Source organism: Micromonospora sp. C81, assembly GCF_018070425.1.
In the GTDB taxonomy this organism is placed as follows: domain Bacteria; phylum Actinomycetota; class Actinomycetes; order Mycobacteriales; family Micromonosporaceae; genus Micromonospora; species Micromonospora zamorensis.
Genome location: NZ_JAGPXS010000011.1, coordinates 197,915 through 214,686, shown reverse-complemented (window position 1 = coordinate 214,686; position 16,772 = coordinate 197,915). Strand labels below are relative to the sequence as shown.

Below are 16,772 nucleotides of genomic sequence, written 5' to 3'. Positions count from 1 at the left end.
TCCGAACCCGGAAGCTAAGCCCTCCAGCGCCGATGGTACTGCACTCGTGAGGGTGTGGGAGAGTAGGACGCCGCCGGACAATCTTTCCAGAAAGGGTCACCCGTTATCGGGTGGCCCTTTCTGCGTTGCCCCAGAAAAACCGTGGTATCCGCGGCCACTCCATAACCCGATATCAGGAAAACCGATGGGGCGGCCGGTGGGCCGCGTCAGCCCCGGGTCTGCATGCCGTTGCGGAGGTTACGCAACAGGCCGCCGGCGTCGCCGACCGACCGTCCAGGGAACATCGCCATCACCACGCTGCCGTGGTCGGCCCAGCCGCAGACCGCGAAGTCGCCGCCCTCGCCGCTGGTGCTGCCGCACTTCATCACGCCGCCCAGGTCACCGGCGGGCACCTCGCGGAGGCCGCTCACCGCACCGGTCTCATCCGACATGAGGCGGAAGAGACTGTCCAGGTCCCGTTCCGGCTGCCACAGCAGCGTGGTGCCTCCGAAGACGAGGACCGAGCGCTTGTCGTCGGCCGGGTCCCGGTAGACGGTGCCGAAGCTGCGGTCCAGTTCGATGTCCGCCGCCAAGCCGCTGCGCAGGTAGTCGGCGGTGCTCTTCGCCCGTTCACTGTCGTCGCGGGTCAGACCCGCCACCTGGTCCGGCGACGTCAGTTGCGTGTCCTTCTGCTGCGCGATCCGCCACCCACCCACACCCAGCACTCCGGCGCCGGCGAGGCCGACCACCAGGGCGGCAGTCCAAGCGATCTTGCGCCGGCGGGACCAGCCACCCGACCGCTCGTCCGGGTCGCCACCGGAGTCGCGGGTGCTCAGCTGGATCGGTTCTTCGGTCAGCTCGACCGGCTCGCGACCGCCGTCGAGCGAACGCTCGGTGAGATGTGCGTCGGACATAGCCGACACCGTACGCGAACCACAGGTGGCGCACGTCAGGTCTGCGGAAGCCCTCCGTAGACTTGTCAGGTGACCGAGAGACTGGATGCCCACCGCCCCGCAGCCCCGACCCTTGCCGGCCAGTACCAGCCCGGCGAGGTAGAGCAGCGACGGTACGAGCAGTGGGTAGCCGACGGGCACTTCCGGGCGTCCGCCGACAGCGACAAGCCCCCCTTCACGATCGTCATCCCGCCGCCGAACGTCACCGGCTCGCTGCACATGGGCCACGCGTTCGAGCACACGCTGATGGACGCCTTGACCCGGCGTAAGCGGATGCAGGGCTTCGAGGCGCTGTGGCTGCCCGGCATGGACCACGCTGGCATCGCCACCCAGAACCTGGTGGAGCGCCAGCTCGCCGCCGAGGGCCTGTCCCGGCACGACCTCGGCCGGGAAAAGTTCGTCGAGCGGGTCTGGCAGTGGAAGGCCGAGTCCGGTGGGGCGATCCTCGGGCAGATGCGGCGTCTCGGCGACTCCGTCGACTGGGACCGTGAGCGCTTCACCATGGACGAGGGGCTGACCCGCGCCGTCCAGACGATCTTCAAGAAGCTCTTCGACGAGGGGCTCATCTACCGGGCCAACCGGATCATCAACTGGTGCCCACGCTGCCTCACCGCCCTCTCCGACATCGAGGTCGAGCACACCGACGACGACGGTGAGCTGATCTCGATCCGCTACAGCGACGAGGTCGTGGTGGCCACCACCCGGGCCGAGACGATGCTGGGCGACACCGCCGTGGCGGTGCACCCGGACGACGAGCGCTACCAGCACCTGATCGGCACCGAGGTCGAGCTGCCGCTCACCGGCCGTCGCATCCCGATCGTCGCCGACGCGCACGTCGACCCGTCGTTCGGCACCGGCATGGTCAAGGTGACCCCGGCACACGACCCCAACGACTTCGAGATCGGCCAGCGCCACGACCTGCCCGCGCTCACCGTGATGGACGAGCGTGGGGTGATCACCGTGCCCGGCCCGTTCGAAGGGCTGGACCGGTTCGAGGCGCGGCCCGCGATCGTGGCCGCACTGCGCGAGCAGGGCCGGATCGTGGCCGAGAAGCGGCCGTACGTGCACGCGGTCGGGCACTGCTCGCGGTGCAAGACGACAGTCGAGCCGCGGTTGTCGTTGCAGTGGTTCGTCAACACCGCCCCGCTGGCCCAGGCCGCCGGTGACGCGGTGCGCGACGGTCGGGTGCGCATCGAGCCGGCCGAGCTGTCCAAGCGCTACTTCGCCTGGGTCGACAACATGCACGACTGGTGCATCTCCCGCCAGCTCTGGTGGGGGCACCGGATCCCGGTCTGGTATGGCCCGCAGGGCGAGGTCGTCTGCGTCGGCCCGGACGAGCAGCCGCCGACCGGCGACGGCTGGCGGCAGGACGAGGACGTCCTGGACACCTGGTTCTCCAGCGCGCTCTGGCCGTTCTCCACTCTCGGCTGGCCGGAGCAGACCCCGGACCTCGCCAAGTTCTACCCGACCAGCGTCCTGGTCACCGGCTACGACATCCTCTTCTTCTGGGTCGCCCGGATGATGATGTTCGGTCTGTACGCGATGGACGGCAAGCAGCCGTTCGACGTGGTGGCCCTGCACGGCATGGTCCGCGACGAGCACGGCAAGAAGATGTCCAAGTCGTTCGGCAACGTCGTCGACCCGCTGGACTGGATCGACCGGTTCGGGGCCGACGCCACCCGGTTCACGCTGGCTCGTGGCGCCAACCCCGGGCAGGACGTCCCGGTCAGCGAGGAGTGGTGCCAGGGCTCGCGCAACTTCTGCAACAAGCTCTGGAACGCCACCCGCTTCGCCCTGATGAACGGTGCCCACACCACCGGCGACCTGCCGCCCGCCGAGCAGCTCTCCACCGTCGACCGGTGGATCCTGTCCCGGCTGGCGCACGTCACCGCCGAGGTCGACGAGCAGTTCGAGGCGTACGAGTTCGCCAAGGTGTGTGACCTGCTCTACCACTTCGCCTGGGACGACGTCTGCGACTGGTACGTCGAGCTGAGCAAGCCGGTGCTCGGTGAGGGCGGTGAGCGGGCCGAGGCGAGCCGCCGGGTGCTCGGGCACGTGCTGGACCAGCTGCTGCGGCTGCTGCACCCGGTCATCCCGTTCGTCACCGAGGAGCTGTGGCTCGCGCTGACCGGCGGCGAGACGGTGCAGAACGCGGCCTGGCCGGTGGCCGACCGTGCGCTGATCGACGACGCCGCCGAGGCCGAGCTGATCAGTGTGCAGCGGGTGGTCACCGAGATCCGCCGGTTCCGTTCCGACCAGGGGCTGCGCCCGACGCAGCGGGTGGCCGCCCGGCTGGACGGGCTGACCGGGGCGGGCATCGCCGCCCACGAGCCGCTGATCCGTTCGCTGGTCCGGCTGGACCCGGCCGGGGACGACTTCCAGGCCAGCGCCACGCTGGCCATGCCCGGCGCGGTCGGTGTCGCGTTGGACACCCGGGGGTCGATCGACCTGGCTGCGGAGCGGGCCCGGCTGACGAAGGACCGCGCCGCCGCCGAGAAGGAGGTCGCGCAGGCCCGGGCGAAGCTCGACAACCCCGCCTTCATCGGCAAGGCCCCCGAGCCGGTGGTCGCGAAGATCCGCGACCGGCTCGCCACCGCCGAGGCCGACCTGGTCCGGATCGACGCTGCTCTGGAGACACTTTCCTCGTGACCGACCGTACCGAATTCGCCGCTGTCGAGGCCGAGCTGAATGCTCGCGGCTTCACCCGCATGGTCTTCGAGCTGGACCGGATCGAGTCACTGCTCGACCTGCTCGGCAGCCCTCAGCGGGCCTACCCGGCGATCCACCTGACCGGCACCAACGGCAAGACCTCCACCGCGCGGATGATCGACTCGCTGTTGCGAGCGCACGGGCTGCACACCGGGCGGTACACCAGCCCGCACCTGGAGACCGTCCGGGAGCGGATCAGCCTGGACGGTGAGCCGGTCAGCGAGGAGCGGTTCACGTCGGTGTACCGGGAGATCAAGCCACTGGCCGAGCTGATCGACGCGCGGTCCGACGAGCCGTTGACGTACTTCGACATGACCACCGCGCTGGCGTTCGCCACGTTCGCCGACGCGCCGGTCGACATCGCGGTCGTCGAGGTGGGCCTCGGCGGTGCCGAGGACGCCACCAACGTCATCCAGGCGGGGGTCTGCGTGATCACCCCGATCGGCCTGGACCACACCGAGTGGCTCGGCGACACCATTCAGGACATCGCGCTGGCCAAGGCCGGCATCATCCACCCAGGCGCCACCGTCATCGCGGCAGCGCAGGACGAGGAGGCGGCAGGCCCCCTCCTCGATCGGTGCGCCGAGGTCGGGGCCACCATCGCGCGGGAGGGCGGCGAGTTCGGCGTACTGAGCCGGGCGGTCGCCGTCGGCGGCCAGGTGCTCAGCCTCCAGGGCCTGGGCGGCGTCTACGACGACGTGTTCATTCCGCTGCACGGGGCCCACCAGGCACAGAACGCCGCTGTGGCGCTCGCCGCCGTGGAGGCGTTCCTGGGCGCCGGGAGTCGCCGGCAGCTCGACGTCGAGACGGTCCGGGAGGGCTTCTCCTCGACCAGCTCCCCGGGTCGGCTGGAGCGGGTGCGCAACGCCCCGACCATCCTGCTCGACGGTGCGCACAACCCGCACGGCATGGCCGCCACCGTCACCGCGCTCCAGGAGGAGTTCGCGTTCAGCAAGTTGGTGGCGGTCGTCGGCGTCCTCGCCGACAAGGACGCGGAAGGGCTGTTGGAGCTGCTGGAGCCGGTAATCGACCAGCTGGTGGTCACCCGCAACAGCTCGCCACGGGCGATGCCCACGGACGACCTCGCCGCGCTGGCCGCCGAGATCTTCGGTGAGGAGCGGGTGTCGACGGCCGAGGAGATGCCGGACGCGATCGAGCTGGCGGTGGCGCTGGCCGAGGAGGACGTCCCCGGTGAGCTCAGCGGGGTCGGGGTGCTGGTCACCGGTTCGGTGGTGACGGTCGCCGACGCCCGCCGGCTGCTGAAGCGATGAGCGGCCCGGAGCGGGACCCGCACGTCACCGACGACCCCACCGACCAGGCCCCGGCCGGCTCGCCGGCTGATCAGGGCGCGCCCGGCGTCCCGGCTGGTCAGGCCGTGCCCGGCTCGCCGGCCGATCGACCCGAGGACGGGCCCGACGCCGGGCAGCCACGACGCTCCGGGTTGCGAAACCCGGAGGCGGCGGTACGCGGCCTGGGTGCGGGAACCCTCGGGTTGGAGGCGCTGGTGCTGTTGCTGGCGATCCAGCCGGTCCGGGTGGTCGGCGGTGACCTGAGCGGCGCCGCGATCGGTGTCGTGGTGGCACTGGCGGTGGCTGCCATCGTGCTCGCCGGCATGATGCGCCGCCCGTGGGCGTGGAATGCCGGCACCGTGCTCCAGGGACTGCTGATGCTGGGCGGTCTGCTGCACTGGTCGCTGCTCGGACTGGGCATCATCTTCGCCCTGGTCTGGGCGTACGCGCTGCACGTCCGCCGGGTCATCCTGGGCTGACGGCCGACCGTCGGCCGTCAGCCCGAGGCGCGACGGGACGGGTCAGGCGTCGGCGCGTTCACGCCACTGGGTGAGGGCGATGCCGTGGCCGTCCGGGTCACGGAACGCCGCCGCCCACACCTCCAGCTTCGTGCCGCGGTTGACCACCCGGGGCGCGTACGTGAAGCGGACGCCCGACCCGCGTAGCCGCTCGTACGCCGCTTCGATGTCGTTCACCTCGAGGTTGACGTGCACCAGCCGGCGGCTGATCGGCGCCGCCCCGGTCACCTCGCGCAGGACGAGCCGGGTCGTGCCGGAGGCGAGGATGGCGTTGTGGGCGCCCTGGTCGACCTCGGTGAAGCCGAGCACGTCGCGGTAGAAGCCGAGCGAGCGGGACAGGTCGGTCACCAGCAGGGTGAGACCCACCCCGCTGATCGGCGCGGTCGGATCCGCGGCCGCGTCCGAGGCGAACCCGAAGATCGCCTGGTCCAACTCCTCGTCGGTGACCGTCTCGCGGCCCGCCCCGGCCGGGGTGGGGTCGTCCAGCGGGAGGTCGAGGGGGTCCAGTGGGTCGGTCGCGCCCGGCCCGGAGCGCTGCGCGGGCGGCGGGTCGGCGCGTTGCGCCCTGGACGGGTCGACGGGGTCAGCGGGGGGTGGGGTCGCCCGGTCGTCCTCCGACAGGTCGAACCGGTCGGCGTCGGGCTCGTCGAAGCGCTCCTCAACGGGTGAGCGTGGCGCCGGGGTGGCCCGTCGGGGCAGCCCACCACTGGCCTGCTGCTCGACGAGGACGCCCTCCAACACCACCGGGCCGCCCGGGCTCTGGTGCATCACCACCGGCTCGCGCTCCTCGGGCACGACGCCCGGGTCGTCGCGCAGCGGGTCGTCGTGCAGGGGGTCGGTGCGCAGGTGATCGCTGCGTACCGGGTCGGGGCCGAGCGGGTCGCGGAACGGGTCGCCGAGCGGGTCGCGGAGGTCGTCCCGGAAATCGTCGTCCGGCCCACGGTCGGCCCACGGCGGGGCGTCCTGCTGGATCAACACCTCGTCCACCGCGTCGACGTCGGCGAACTCCGGCGGGAGGTCGGCGACGGCGGCGGCCGTCTCGGCGTGGGTCGGCACCTCGTCCCAGAGGACCTTGACGTGCCGCTGGTCGTCGAGCGCGACCCGGATCGGCAGGGTCTGGCCCAGCGACGGCCACTTCGAAACCGGCACCCGTGGTTCGATGATCTTCTTGGATCGCGGTGGCAGGCCGGGCGCGTCGATCACCAGTTGGAGCTCGCAGCGGCCGAACGCGTACTGGGTGGGTGGTTCGGAGGCGCTGTGCACGTGCCCGACGCCGACCACCCAGGTGCGCCCGCCGCCGCGCACGGTCGCCAGCGCGATCGCCAGCACCAGCAGGGCGACGCCGAGGGCCACGATGGCCCAACTGGTCATACCCAGCCCGAAGAGGACGACGAACGTGGCCACGGTGCCCAGCACCGTGCCGATCAGTTTGCGTACCGGCGCGATGGGCCGGCTCCCGCCATTCGCCACAGTGGACCTCCCGGGGGTCAGGGCCAGGCTAGGCCGGATCGGCCACCGGGGGAAAGACCGGCCGCCGCGCCGGCGCCGGGACCGGGTCGCTACGCTGACCGTACCGATCTCGAGCGTTCAACGCGTACAGGAGGAACCCAGCGTGTCCAGCAACAGCCCGGATGAGCGCAGCCTCGTTCTGATCAAGCCCGACGCGGTCCGCCGCGGCCTGGTCGGCGAGGTTCTCTCCCGCTTCGAGCGCAAGGGGCTGCGGATCGACGCGATGGCGCACCGGACGATGGACGCGGCGCTCGCCGACGAGCACTACGCCGAGCACGTCGACAAGGCGTTCTACCCGCCGCTGAAGGACTTCATGACCGGCGGTCCGCTGGTCGCCCTGGTGCTCTCCGGCGACCAGGTCATCGACGTGGTCCGCGGTCTGGTCGGCGCCACCGACGGGCGCAAGGCCGCCGCCGGCACCATCCGGGGTGACCTGTCGCTGTCCAACCGGGAGAACCTGGTGCACGCCTCCGACTCGACGGACAGCGCCAAGCGCGAGATCGCGCTCTGGTTCCCCGAGCTCGGCTGACCAGGGGTCGTCGACACGGGGCTGGCGGGCGGCGGGTTCAGTCGACCGACGGCAGCTTCGCCGGGTTACCCACCACGTAGACCCCGGTGATCCGGCCGTCGGCCGCCGTGACGGTCAACGTGTAGCGGCTGCCGTCCGCGCGGACGAGCAGGGCGCCGGGTTCGCCGTTCAACTCCAGCCGACGCAGTGTCCAGCTCCGGCTTCCCGGACCGTAGATCCCGGCGAAGAAGCGGGCGATCCGGTCCGCCCCGGTGACCGGGTTGCGGGCGGCCCGCGCCCGGCCGCCGCCGTCGTTCCACGCCGTGGCGTCCTTGGCGACCAGCCCGGTCAGCGTCGCCAGGTCACCGTCGCGGGCGGCGGCGAGGAACGCGTCCAGCAACCGTTCCCGCTCCGAGCGGGTGGCGGTGAACCGTCGCTGCTCCTGGCGTACCCGGGCGGCCGCCCGGTGGTGCAGCTGCCGACAGTCCTCGGGGGTCCGGTCCAGGATCTCGGCGATCTCGGCGTACGGCAGGTCGAACGCGGTGTGCAGGACGTAGACCGCCCGCTCCGGCGGGGTGAGGCGCTCCAGCACGTGCAGCAGGGCGGTGGACAGCGAGTCGCGCAGCTCCGCGCGGTCCAACGGCCCGAACGGCGAGGGCTCGGTGGGCACCGGCTCGGGCAGCCACGGCCCGACGTACGTCTCCCGGGTCGCCTGCCTGGCCCGCAGCCGGTCGAGGGCCAGCCGGGTGACGACCCGGGACAGGTAGCGGCGTGGCTCGGCCACCGTCGAGCGGTCCACACCCAGCCACCGTAGGTATGCCTCCTGGAGCACGTCCTCGGCGTCGTGCCGGCTGCCGAGCAGGCGGTACGCCAGCCCGAGCAGCATCGGCCGGTGCGCCTGGAGCGCACCGGCCGCCTGCGCCGCCTCGGTGGTCACACCTGCGCCGGGGGCTCCGTGCGAGTGGTGATCGCCAGTCGGTTCCACACGTTGATTGTGGCAATAGCGAGTATCAGGTCGGCAAGCTCCTTCTCCGACCACACCTTCGCGGCGGCGTCCCAGACGTCGTCCGGTACGCCGTGGTCGCCGAGGCGGGTCACCGCGTCGGTGAGCGCCAGCGCGGCCCGCTCCCGCTCGTCGAAGAAGGGCGCCTCCCGCCAGGCGGCCACCGCGAAGAGCCGACGGCTCGACTCGCCGGCGCCGAGCGCGTCCCGGCTGTGCATGTCGACGCAGTAGGAACAGCCGTTCAGCATCGACGCGCGCAGCTTCACCAGCTCCAGGACGGTGCTGTCGACGTTCGTCTGGACGTACTTCTCCAGGCCCAGCACGGCCCGGTATCCCTGCGGCATGACCTCGGCGGTGTTCATCCGTTGCATGACTGACTACCTCCCTGATCGGTTCCGACACCGTGACGACGGACCGACCGGGGCCAACCGTGACAGCTCCGGCTGTGATCCGGGTCATGCGGGTGGCGCCGGGTGGCTCAGCCGCGCCCGGTCGGGACGGTGTCGGCCAGCACCTCACGCGGGCGAGAACGCACCGGCGAAGTTCGCAGGAGCGCCCCACTCGCGTCAAGCGCCGGTGCGTTCGCGCGTTTACTCGGCGGCGGGGTGGCGGCTGAGTCTTGTATCGTTGAGCGCTGTAAGGCGATGACCCGGCCATCACCGGTGAGCCTCCGGAAGAACAGTCGGGCAACCGACCCAGTAGAACCGGACGGGTGCGGCCCGTCACAGCCGGCAATGAGCGGGCGGTCGACCCTGACCGCCAAGCGGGGTGGTACCGCGGACCACCCGGGAGCGCCGTTCGAGGCGTACCCCGGACGGTTCGTCCTCGCAGACCCACGTTGAGTGAGCTGCATGAGGAGAGCGACCCCCGATGGCCTATCCGTTGCACGACCCGACCGCCGCCGGTGTCCCGGCGAGCCCGGACCTGCCCGCGGTCGAGCGCCGGGTCCTGGAGCACTGGACGGCCGACAAGACCTTCGAGGCCAGCGTCGAGGCCCGCCCGGCCGGCGACGACGGTAAGAACGAGTACGTCTTCTACGACGGCCCGCCGTTCGCCAACGGCCTGCCGCACTACGGCCACCTGTTCACCGGGTACGTCAAGGACGTGGTGCCGCGCTACCAGACCATGCGTGGGCGGCACGTCGAGCGGCGCTTCGGCTGGGACTGCCACGGCCTGCCCGCCGAGGTGGTGGCCGAGAAGCAGCTCGGCATCACCAGCAAGGCGGAGATCATCGACCTGGGCGTGGCCCGGTTCAACGACGCCTGTCGTGCCTCGGTGCTGGAGTTCACCCAGGACTGGGAGCGGTACATCAACCGGCAGGCCCGCTGGGTCGACTTCGCCAACGACTACAAGACCCTCGACCTGGACTACATGGAAAGCGTCATGTGGGCCTTCAAGACCCTGCACGACAAGGGTCTGATCTACGAGGGTTTCCGGGTGCTGGCGTACTGCTGGCGCTGCGAGACGCCGCTGTCGAACACCGAGACCCGGATGGACGACGTCTACCGGGACCGGCACGACCCCACGCTGTCGGTGTGGTTCGGGCTGACCGCCGACGAGTCCGCCCCGGAGCTGCTGCGCGGGCCGGTCAAGCTGGGCGTCTGGACGACCACGCCGTGGACCCTGCCGTCGAACCTGGCGCTCGCCGTCGGCCCGGACATCGAGTACGCGGTGCTGGAACGCGACGGGGAGCGGTTCGTGGTCGGCGCGGCGCGGCTGGCCGCGTACGCCAAGGAGCTGGACGGTTTCGAGCAGGTCGGCACGGTGTACGGCCGTGACCTGGTCGGACGCCGCTACACGCCGCTGTTCGACTTCCTCGTCGAGCAGGGCGGGGAGAACGCCTACCAGGTGCTCGGCGCGGAGTTCGTCACCACCGAGGACGGCACCGGGATCGTGCACCTCGCCCCTGCCTTCGGTGAGGACGACCAGAACGTCTGCAACGCCGCCGGCATCCCGACCATCGTCACGGTGGACGACCACACCCGGTTCACGGCGCTGGTCCCGCCGTACCAGGGTGAGCAGGTCTTCGACGTCAACAAGCCGGTGATCCGGGAGCTGAAGGAGCGGGGGGTGGTGCTCAAGCAGGACACCTACACCCACTCGTACCCGCACTGCTGGCGCTGCGACACCCCGCTGGTCTACAAGGCGGTCTCGTCGTGGTTCGTCGCCGTGACGCAGTTCCGGGACCGGATGGTCGAGCTGAACCAGGAGATCAACTGGACGCCCGGCCACATCAAGGACGGCTCGTTCGGCAAGTGGCTGGCCAACGCCCGGGACTGGTCGATCAGCCGGAACCGGTTCTGGGGTTCGCCGATCCCGGCGTGGAAGTCCGACGACCCGAACTACCCCCGGCTCGACGTCTACGGCTCGCTCGCCGACATCGAACGTGACTTCGGCGTACGCCTCACCGACCTGCACCGGCCGGCGGTGGACGACCTGGTCCGCCCGAACCCGGACGACCCGACCGGTCAGTCGATGATGCGCCGGGTGCCGGAGGTGCTGGACTGCTGGTTCGAGTCCGGTTCGATGCCGTTCGCCCAGGTGCACTACCCGTTCGAGAACGCGGACTGGTTCGAGCACCACTACCCGGGTGACTTCATCGTCGAGTACATCGGGCAGACCCGCGGCTGGTTCTACACGATGCACGTGCTGGCCACCGCGCTGTTCGACCGGCCGGCGTTCCGCAACTGCCTGAGCCACGGCATCCTGCTGGGCTCGGACGGGCGCAAGATGTCCAAGAGCCTGCGCAACTACCCGGACGTCTACCACGTCTTCGACGCGTACGGCTCGGACGCGATGCGGTGGATGCTGATGTCCTCGCCGGTGCTGCGCGGCGGTGACATGGCGGTCACCGAGGCGGGCATCCGCGACGCCGTCCGGCAGGTGCTGCTGCCGCTGTGGAACGTCTGGTACTTCTTCACGCTCTACGCCAACGCCGACGGGCACCAGGCGCGTCGACGTACCGACTCGACTCACCTGCTCGACCGGTACGTGCTGGCGAAGACGAACGAGTTGGTGGCCACCGTCGGCGCGCAGATGGACGCGTACGACATCTCCGGCGCCTGCGCCACCGTCCGGTCCTACCTGGACGCGCTGACCAACTGGTACGTGCGCCGCTCCCGGGACCGGTTCTGGTCCGGGGACGCCGACGCGTTCGACACGCTCTGGACCGTGCTGGAGACGCTCTGCCGGGTGGTGGCGCCGCTCGCGCCGTTGACCGCGGAGGAGATCTGGCGTGGCCTGACCGGGGAGCGGTCGGTGCACCTGACCGACTGGCCGGAGGCGACCGAGTTCCCGGCCGACCACGACCTGGTCGCCGCGATGGACGCCACCCGGGCGGTCGCCTCGGCGGCGCTGTCGCTGCGCAAGGCCAAGGGTCTGCGGGTGCGGCTGCCGCTGTCGAAGCTGACAGTGGCCTCGCCGGCGGCGGAGCAGTTGCGGCCGTTCGCCGACCTGGTCACCGACGAGGTCAACGTGAAGGCCGTGGAGTTCAGCGCGGAGCTGTCCGCGTACTGCGAGCAGGTGTTGACCGTGGTGCCCCGGGCGCTCGGCCCGCGGGTCGGCAAGCAGGTGCAGCAGGTGATCAAGGCGGTCAAGGCGGGGGACTGGGAGCTGGTCGACGGCGCCCCGGTGGCTGCCGGCGTCACCCTCGCCGAGGGTGAGTACGAGCTGCGCCTGGTCGCCGCCGACGCCGAACACTCGGCGCCACTGCCCGGCGGCGAGGGCGTGGTGGTGCTGGACACCGACGTGACCCCGGAGTTGGCCGCCGAGGGGCTGGCCCGCGACGTGGTGCGGGTGGTGCAGCAGGCCCGCCGTGACGCCGATCTGGACGTCTCCGACCGGATCGTGGTGTCGGTGTCGGCGTCCGACGAGGTGCGCGCGGCAGTGGCGGCGTACGTCGACTTCGTCTCCCGGGAGGTGCTGGCCGACTCGGTGGACTTCGCCGAGGGCATCGACGGCTTCGCCGGTGAGGTCGGCGACGGCGAGCGGGTGACGGTCACCGTCCGCCGTTCGTAGCCGCGGTACGGACGCCTCCACACCTCCGTCGGCGGAGTGTGGAGGCGTCCGCTACCGTGACACCGCCTGTTCGCACCTCATCTGCCGGAGGACCAGTGCCCCTGCTCTACACCATCGGCAAGCTCACCGTGGCGCCGACGCTGCGGTTGGCGTTCCGCCCGACCGTGGAGGGGCTGGAACATGTGCCGGCGACCGGCGGCGCGGTCTTCGCCGGCAACCACCTCTCCGTGGCCGACGAGCTGTTCCTCGGCACGGTCGTGCCCCGCCACCTCGCGTTCTGGGCCAAGTCGGAGTATTTCAAGGGCGCCGGTGTGAAGGGTGCGATCTCCAAGTTCGTGCTCACCGGTCTGGGCGCCATTCCGGTCGAGCGGGCCGGCGGTCGGGCCGCGCTGTCCGCGTTCGACGCGGCGATCCCGGCGCTCAAGGGCGGTGACCTGGTGGTGGTCTACCCGGAGGGCACCCGCTCGCCGGACGGGAAGCTCTACCGAGGGCGGACCGGGGCGGCCCGACTGGCGATCTCCGCCGGCGTGCCGATCATCCCGGTCGGCATGATCGGCACGGACAAGGCGCAGCCGATCGGTGCCCGGGTGCCGCGTCCCGGCACCGCCAAGATCACCGTCCGGTTCGGCAAGCCGCTGGACTTCACCGGCCGGCCGGACGACCGCGCCTCGCTGCGGCAGATGACGGATGAGCTGATGGGCGAGATCCAGAAGCTCACCGGCCAGGAGTACGTGCCCCGCTATGCCCCGCCGCGCGCCCACCCGGGCCCGACCCGCGAAGCCTGACCCCCCGCACCCCCCGGCCCCACCCCCCGCCCACCCCCGGTTGATCAAGAAGTTTGCGTCATTCGCGGGGCTGATTCTGACCGAAACCTCTTGATCAACGTGGGTGGGTCGGCACTCAGCCCCGCTCGGGTTGGACGATCTGGGCGCGCAGCGTGTTCAGCAGGGTGGCGCTGTCACCGACGGAGAGCCGGGTGAACACGCCGGTGGCGATGCTGCCGTGGTCGACAGAGGTGCAGACCACCACGTCGCTGCCGTCCGCCCGGCCGACCGCGCAACGCTCGTGCCGGCCGCGTACGCCGGTGTCCACCGTCTCCGGGGCGTTCAGCGCGTAGCGGTCGGTGAGCCGGCTGATCTCCGCCTCCGCGTCCGACTCCGGGCTCAGCCGGAAGCCGGTGCCGCCGAAGACCGTCACCCGCTTGCCGCTGTTCGTGGAGTAGACGCCGGCGAACGTGTCCTCGGCCAGCCAGTGCTCCTGTCGGACCTCGTTCTCCAACTGCTTGGCGGTTTCCGCGCTGCGGCCGTCCTGACGCAGGCTGAGGTCCTCGATCTGGACGGGCAGTGCCGCGCGGGCCGGGTACTGGGCCGAGATCGGGAATCCGTAGTAGGCGGGGCACCCGCAGCAGCAGGCCAGGGTGAGCAGCAGCAGCCACGGCCAGCGGCGACGTCGGCGGACCGGCACCGGAACGTACCCCTTGGGGGCCTGCCAGTCCGGTGGTGGCGCCGGTGGCGGCGGGTCGGACCGCCGGCCGCGGCGCTGCTTCGGCGGTCGGGCCGGCGTCGGGGGAGGTGCGGGCGGCGACATCGGCCGACTCGGCATCGTGGGCCTCGCGGCCTGTGGAGGCACCGGGACGGCCTGCGGTGGCAGCGGGTGCGGGCCGACCGGGGGAGCGGGCGGACCCGACCACTGCCGGGTCGACGGCGGCGACGGGTAGGGCAACGTCGGAGGCAGCGGGGGCAGCTCGGCGGACGGCAGGTCCCAGCCGCCGGTGTCCACGCCGGCCCAGGGGTCGACCGGGGTCTGGTGCTCCGGCGGCCCGACGGGCACGGCCTGCGGCGGCGTCGGCTCGGCCGACTCGCCCCAGGCGGGTCGGCGCGGCGACGGAGGCGGCACCGGGGCCGAGCCGCTCCACCGGGGCGCCGGAACGTCGGCGGTGGCGGTCGACTCGGGCTGGCCCGACGGCTCGGGTTGGTCCGCAGCCGTGGGCTGCGCCGAGGGCTCAGGCTGGTCCGATGGTACGGGTGGGGAGGTCGGCTCGTCGGCGGCCGCCGGATCCCGGTCCGGCTCCGCGCCCGGGGTGTTCCCGTCGGCCGGCCCTGCTCCCGTCTGGGGCTCGGGCATCGCGGCAATCTCCTCTCGCGCCGGTCCGAGGTTAGTACCGCGTCGCCACCGTCGGACGGGCGCGTACCCTTGGCCATCATGAGTGCCCCGTCCACGACGCCGCGCGCGGCCGCGACCAATTCGGTCTGGTCCCAGCTCGAGCCACTGCTGCCCCAGGTCTCCAAGCCCATCCAGTACGTCGGGGGCGAGCTGGGTGCGGTGACCAAGGACTGGGATGCCGCAGCCGTGCGCTGGGCGTTGATGTATCCCGACGCGTACGAGGTGGGCCTGCCCAACCAGGGCGTGCAGATCCTCTACGAGGTGCTGAACGAGCTGCCCGACACCCTCGCCGAGCGGACGTACGCGGTCTGGCCGGACCTGGAGAACCTGATGCGCACGCACGGCGTGCCGCAGTTCACGGTCGACGCGCACCGGGCGGTACGCGGCTTCGACGTGTTCGGCATCTCCTTCTCCACCGAGCTGGGTTACACCAACATGCTCACCGCGATCGACCTGGCCGGCATCCCGATGCTGGCCGCCGACCGCACCGACGCCGACCCGGTGATCGTGGCCGGCGGGCACGCCGCGTTCAACCCGGAGCCGATCGCCGACTTCATCGACGCCGCAGTGCTCGGCGACGGCGAGGAGGCGGTCCTGGAGATCACCGCGATCGTCCGGGAGTGGAAGGCCGAGGGCTCCCCGGGCGGCCGCGACGAGCTGCTGCTGCGGCTGGCCCGCACCGAGAGCGTCTACGTGCCGCGCTTCTACGACGTCGACTACCTCCCGGACGGGCGCATCCAGCGGGTCGTACCGAACCGGGCGGACGTGCCGTTCCGGGTGCACAAGCGCACGACGATGGACCTGGACGCCTGGCCGTACCCGAAGAAGCCCCTCGTGCCACTGGCCGAGACGGTCCACGAGCGGTACGCGGTGGAGATCTTCCGGGGTTGCACCCGGGGCTGCCGGTTCTGCCAGGCGGGCATGATCACCCGTCCGGTCCGGGAACGGTCGATCACCACGGTCGGGCAGATGGTCCGCGACGGCCTGGAGTTCTCCGGCTTCAACGAGGTGGGCCTGCTGTCGCTCTCCTCGGCCGACCACTCCGAGATCGGCGACATGTGCTCGGGCCTCGCCCAGCAGTACGAGGGCACCAACGTGTCGCTGTCGCTGCCGTCGACCCGGGTGGACGCCTTCAACATCGACCTCGCCCAGGAGCTGTCGCGCAACGGGCGGCGGACCGGCCTGACCTTCGCCCCGGAGGGCGGGTCGGAGCGGATCCGCAAGGTCATCAACAAGATGGTGACGAAGGAAGACCTGATCCGCACCGTCGTCACCGCGTACACCAACGGCTGGCGGCAGGTGAAGCTCTACTTCATGTGCGGCCTGCCCACCGAGACCGACGAGGACGTCCTCGAGATCGCGGAGATGGCCCACGAGGTGATCAGGGCCGGGCGGGCCGCCACCGGTTCCAAGGACATCCGGTGCACCGTCTCGATCGGCGGGTTCGTGCCGAAGCCACACACCCCGTTCCAGTGGGCCTCGATGGAGCGTCCGGAGGTCATCGACCACCGGCTCAAGATCCTCAAGCAGGCCATCAACTCGGACCGGTCGCTGGGCCGCGCCATCGGCTACCGCTACCACGACGGCGAGCCGTCGCTGATCGAAGGACTGCTCTCCCGGGGTGACCGCCGGGTCGGCTCGGTGATCCGCAAGGTCTGGGAGGGCGGCGGCCGGTTCGACGGTTGGAGCGAGCACTTCTCGTACCAGCGCTGGGTCGACGCGGCTGCCGAGACGCTGCCCGCGTTCGGCGTGGACCTCGACTGGTACACCACCCGGCAGCGCGAGGAGCTGGAGGTCCTGCCCTGGGACCACCTGGACTCGGGCCTGGACAAGGACTGGCTCTGGCAGGACTGGCAGGACTCGGTCAGCGGGTTCGAGCAGGACGACTGCCGGTGGACGCCCTGCTTCGACTGCGGCGTCTGCCCGTCCATGGACACCGAGATCCAGATCGGCCCGACCGGTAAGAAGCTGCTGCCGCTGACCCCGCTGGGCGGCAACGGTATGAACGTGCCGGCAGCCGGCCACTCACACTGAGGCGCCTCCGGGGCAGCGCCGGGCGGCGTTGACCCACTACTCTCCACTTCCGACATCACCCAACGGGTCCGCTCCTCGCGGACCCGTTGG

At 71.2% G+C, this 16,772-nt stretch carries 12 protein-coding genes and 1 rRNA gene; 8 read left to right on the top strand and 5 right to left on the bottom strand.

Annotated features, from left to right (window positions below; all coding sequences use genetic code 11):
• Nucleotides 1-79, top strand: a 5S ribosomal RNA gene (gene rrf, locus KBX46_RS19820); the annotation flags it as partial.
• Between the two features lie 127 nt (nt 80-206).
• Here rrf and KBX46_RS19815 read toward each other — a convergent pair.
• Nucleotides 207-893, bottom strand: coding sequence for a hypothetical protein (locus tag KBX46_RS19815; RefSeq protein ID WP_210793579.1), 687 nt, complete (start codon nt 891-893; stop codon nt 207-209).
• 69 nt (nt 894-962) lie between these two features.
• Between KBX46_RS19815 and KBX46_RS19810 the strand changes: the two genes are divergently transcribed.
• The 3 genes from KBX46_RS19810 to KBX46_RS19800 are packed head-to-tail and all read left to right on the top strand — an operon-like array spanning nt 963 to nt 5,409.
• The gene (locus KBX46_RS19810; protein ID WP_210793578.1) at nt 963-3,581 is read left to right on the top strand and encodes a valine--tRNA ligase; all 2,619 of its coding nucleotides are present in this window, start codon (nt 963-965) and stop codon (nt 3,579-3,581) included.
• Nucleotides 3,578-4,912: a folylpolyglutamate synthase/dihydrofolate synthase family protein gene (locus KBX46_RS19805; RefSeq protein WP_088949745.1), complete on the top strand. Its 1,335-nt coding sequence runs from the start codon at nt 3,578-3,580 to the stop codon at nt 4,910-4,912. The genes KBX46_RS19810 and KBX46_RS19805 overlap by 4 nt, the downstream gene beginning before the upstream one ends.
• The gene (locus tag KBX46_RS19800) at nt 4,909-5,409 is read left to right on the top strand and encodes a DUF4233 domain-containing protein (RefSeq protein WP_210793577.1); all 501 of its coding nucleotides are present in this window, start codon (nt 4,909-4,911) and stop codon (nt 5,407-5,409) included. The genes KBX46_RS19805 and KBX46_RS19800 overlap by 4 nt, the downstream gene beginning before the upstream one ends.
• A 42-nt stretch (nt 5,410-5,451) precedes the next feature.
• Here KBX46_RS19800 and KBX46_RS19795 read toward each other — a convergent pair whose 3' ends face one another.
• Nucleotides 5,452-6,918 (bottom strand): VOC family protein, encoded by a 1,467-nt coding sequence (locus KBX46_RS19795; RefSeq protein WP_210793576.1) that lies wholly within the window; start codon nt 6,916-6,918, stop codon nt 5,452-5,454.
• A gap of 142 nt (nt 6,919-7,060) precedes the next feature.
• Here KBX46_RS19795 and ndk point away from each other — a divergent pair, with 142 nt between their 5' ends.
• The gene (gene ndk / locus KBX46_RS19790; RefSeq protein ID WP_088949743.1) at nt 7,061-7,486 is read left to right on the top strand and encodes a nucleoside-diphosphate kinase; all 426 of its coding nucleotides are present in this window, start codon (nt 7,061-7,063) and stop codon (nt 7,484-7,486) included.
• Nucleotides 7,487-7,523: 37 nt separating this feature from the next.
• Here ndk and sigJ read toward each other — a convergent pair whose 3' ends face one another.
• Together sigJ and KBX46_RS19780 are read right to left on the bottom strand one after the other, a co-directional pair.
• On the bottom strand, nt 7,524-8,402 hold the full coding sequence (gene sigJ / locus KBX46_RS19785; protein ID WP_088949742.1) for an RNA polymerase sigma factor SigJ: 879 nt from the start codon (nt 8,400-8,402) through the stop codon (nt 7,524-7,526).
• Nucleotides 8,399-8,839 (bottom strand): carboxymuconolactone decarboxylase family protein, encoded by a 441-nt coding sequence (locus KBX46_RS19780; protein ID WP_210793575.1) that lies wholly within the window; start codon nt 8,837-8,839, stop codon nt 8,399-8,401. Before KBX46_RS19780 ends, sigJ begins: the two co-directional genes overlap by 4 nt.
• 499 nt (nt 8,840-9,338) lie before the next feature.
• Between KBX46_RS19780 and ileS the strand changes: the two genes are divergently transcribed.
• The gene (ileS, locus tag KBX46_RS19775) at nt 9,339-12,485 is read left to right on the top strand and encodes an isoleucine--tRNA ligase (RefSeq protein ID WP_210793574.1); all 3,147 of its coding nucleotides are present in this window, start codon (nt 9,339-9,341) and stop codon (nt 12,483-12,485) included.
• 95 nt (nt 12,486-12,580) lie between these two features.
• Nucleotides 12,581-13,270: a 1-acyl-sn-glycerol-3-phosphate acyltransferase gene (locus KBX46_RS19770; protein ID WP_210793573.1), complete on the top strand. Its 690-nt coding sequence runs from the start codon at nt 12,581-12,583 to the stop codon at nt 13,268-13,270.
• Between the two features lie 115 nt (nt 13,271-13,385).
• Here KBX46_RS19770 and KBX46_RS32570 read toward each other — a convergent pair whose 3' ends face one another.
• On the bottom strand, nt 13,386-14,609 hold the full coding sequence (locus KBX46_RS32570) for a hypothetical protein (protein WP_247667805.1): 1,224 nt from the start codon (nt 14,607-14,609) through the stop codon (nt 13,386-13,388).
• Between the two features lie 78 nt (nt 14,610-14,687).
• Here KBX46_RS32570 and KBX46_RS19760 point away from each other — a divergent pair, with 78 nt between their 5' ends.
• Nucleotides 14,688-16,682: a TIGR03960 family B12-binding radical SAM protein gene (locus KBX46_RS19760; RefSeq protein ID WP_088949738.1), complete on the top strand. Its 1,995-nt coding sequence runs from the start codon at nt 14,688-14,690 to the stop codon at nt 16,680-16,682.
• Nucleotides 16,683-16,772: the final 90 nt, after the last annotated feature.

Bases quoted from the DNA above. Each gene is read 5' to 3' on its own strand.
- KBX46_RS19815 (WP_210793579.1), bottom strand. From the start codon at position 893: ATGTCCGACGCACATCTCACCGAGCGTTCGCTCGACGGCGGTCGCGAG.
- KBX46_RS19800 (WP_210793577.1), top strand. From the start codon at position 4,909: ATGAGCGGCCCGGAGCGGGACCCGCACGTCACCGACGACCCCACCGAC.
- ileS (WP_210793574.1), top strand. From the start codon at position 9,339: ATGGCCTATCCGTTGCACGACCCGACCGCCGCCGGTGTCCCGGCGAGC.
- KBX46_RS32570 (WP_247667805.1), bottom strand. From the start codon at position 14,609: ATGCCCGAGCCCCAGACGGGAGCAGGGCCGGCCGACGGGAACACCCCG.
- KBX46_RS19780 (WP_210793575.1), bottom strand. From the start codon at position 8,839: ATGCAACGGATGAACACCGCCGAGGTCATGCCGCAGGGATACCGGGCC.
- KBX46_RS19760 (WP_088949738.1), top strand. From the start codon at position 14,688: ATGAGTGCCCCGTCCACGACGCCGCGCGCGGCCGCGACCAATTCGGTC.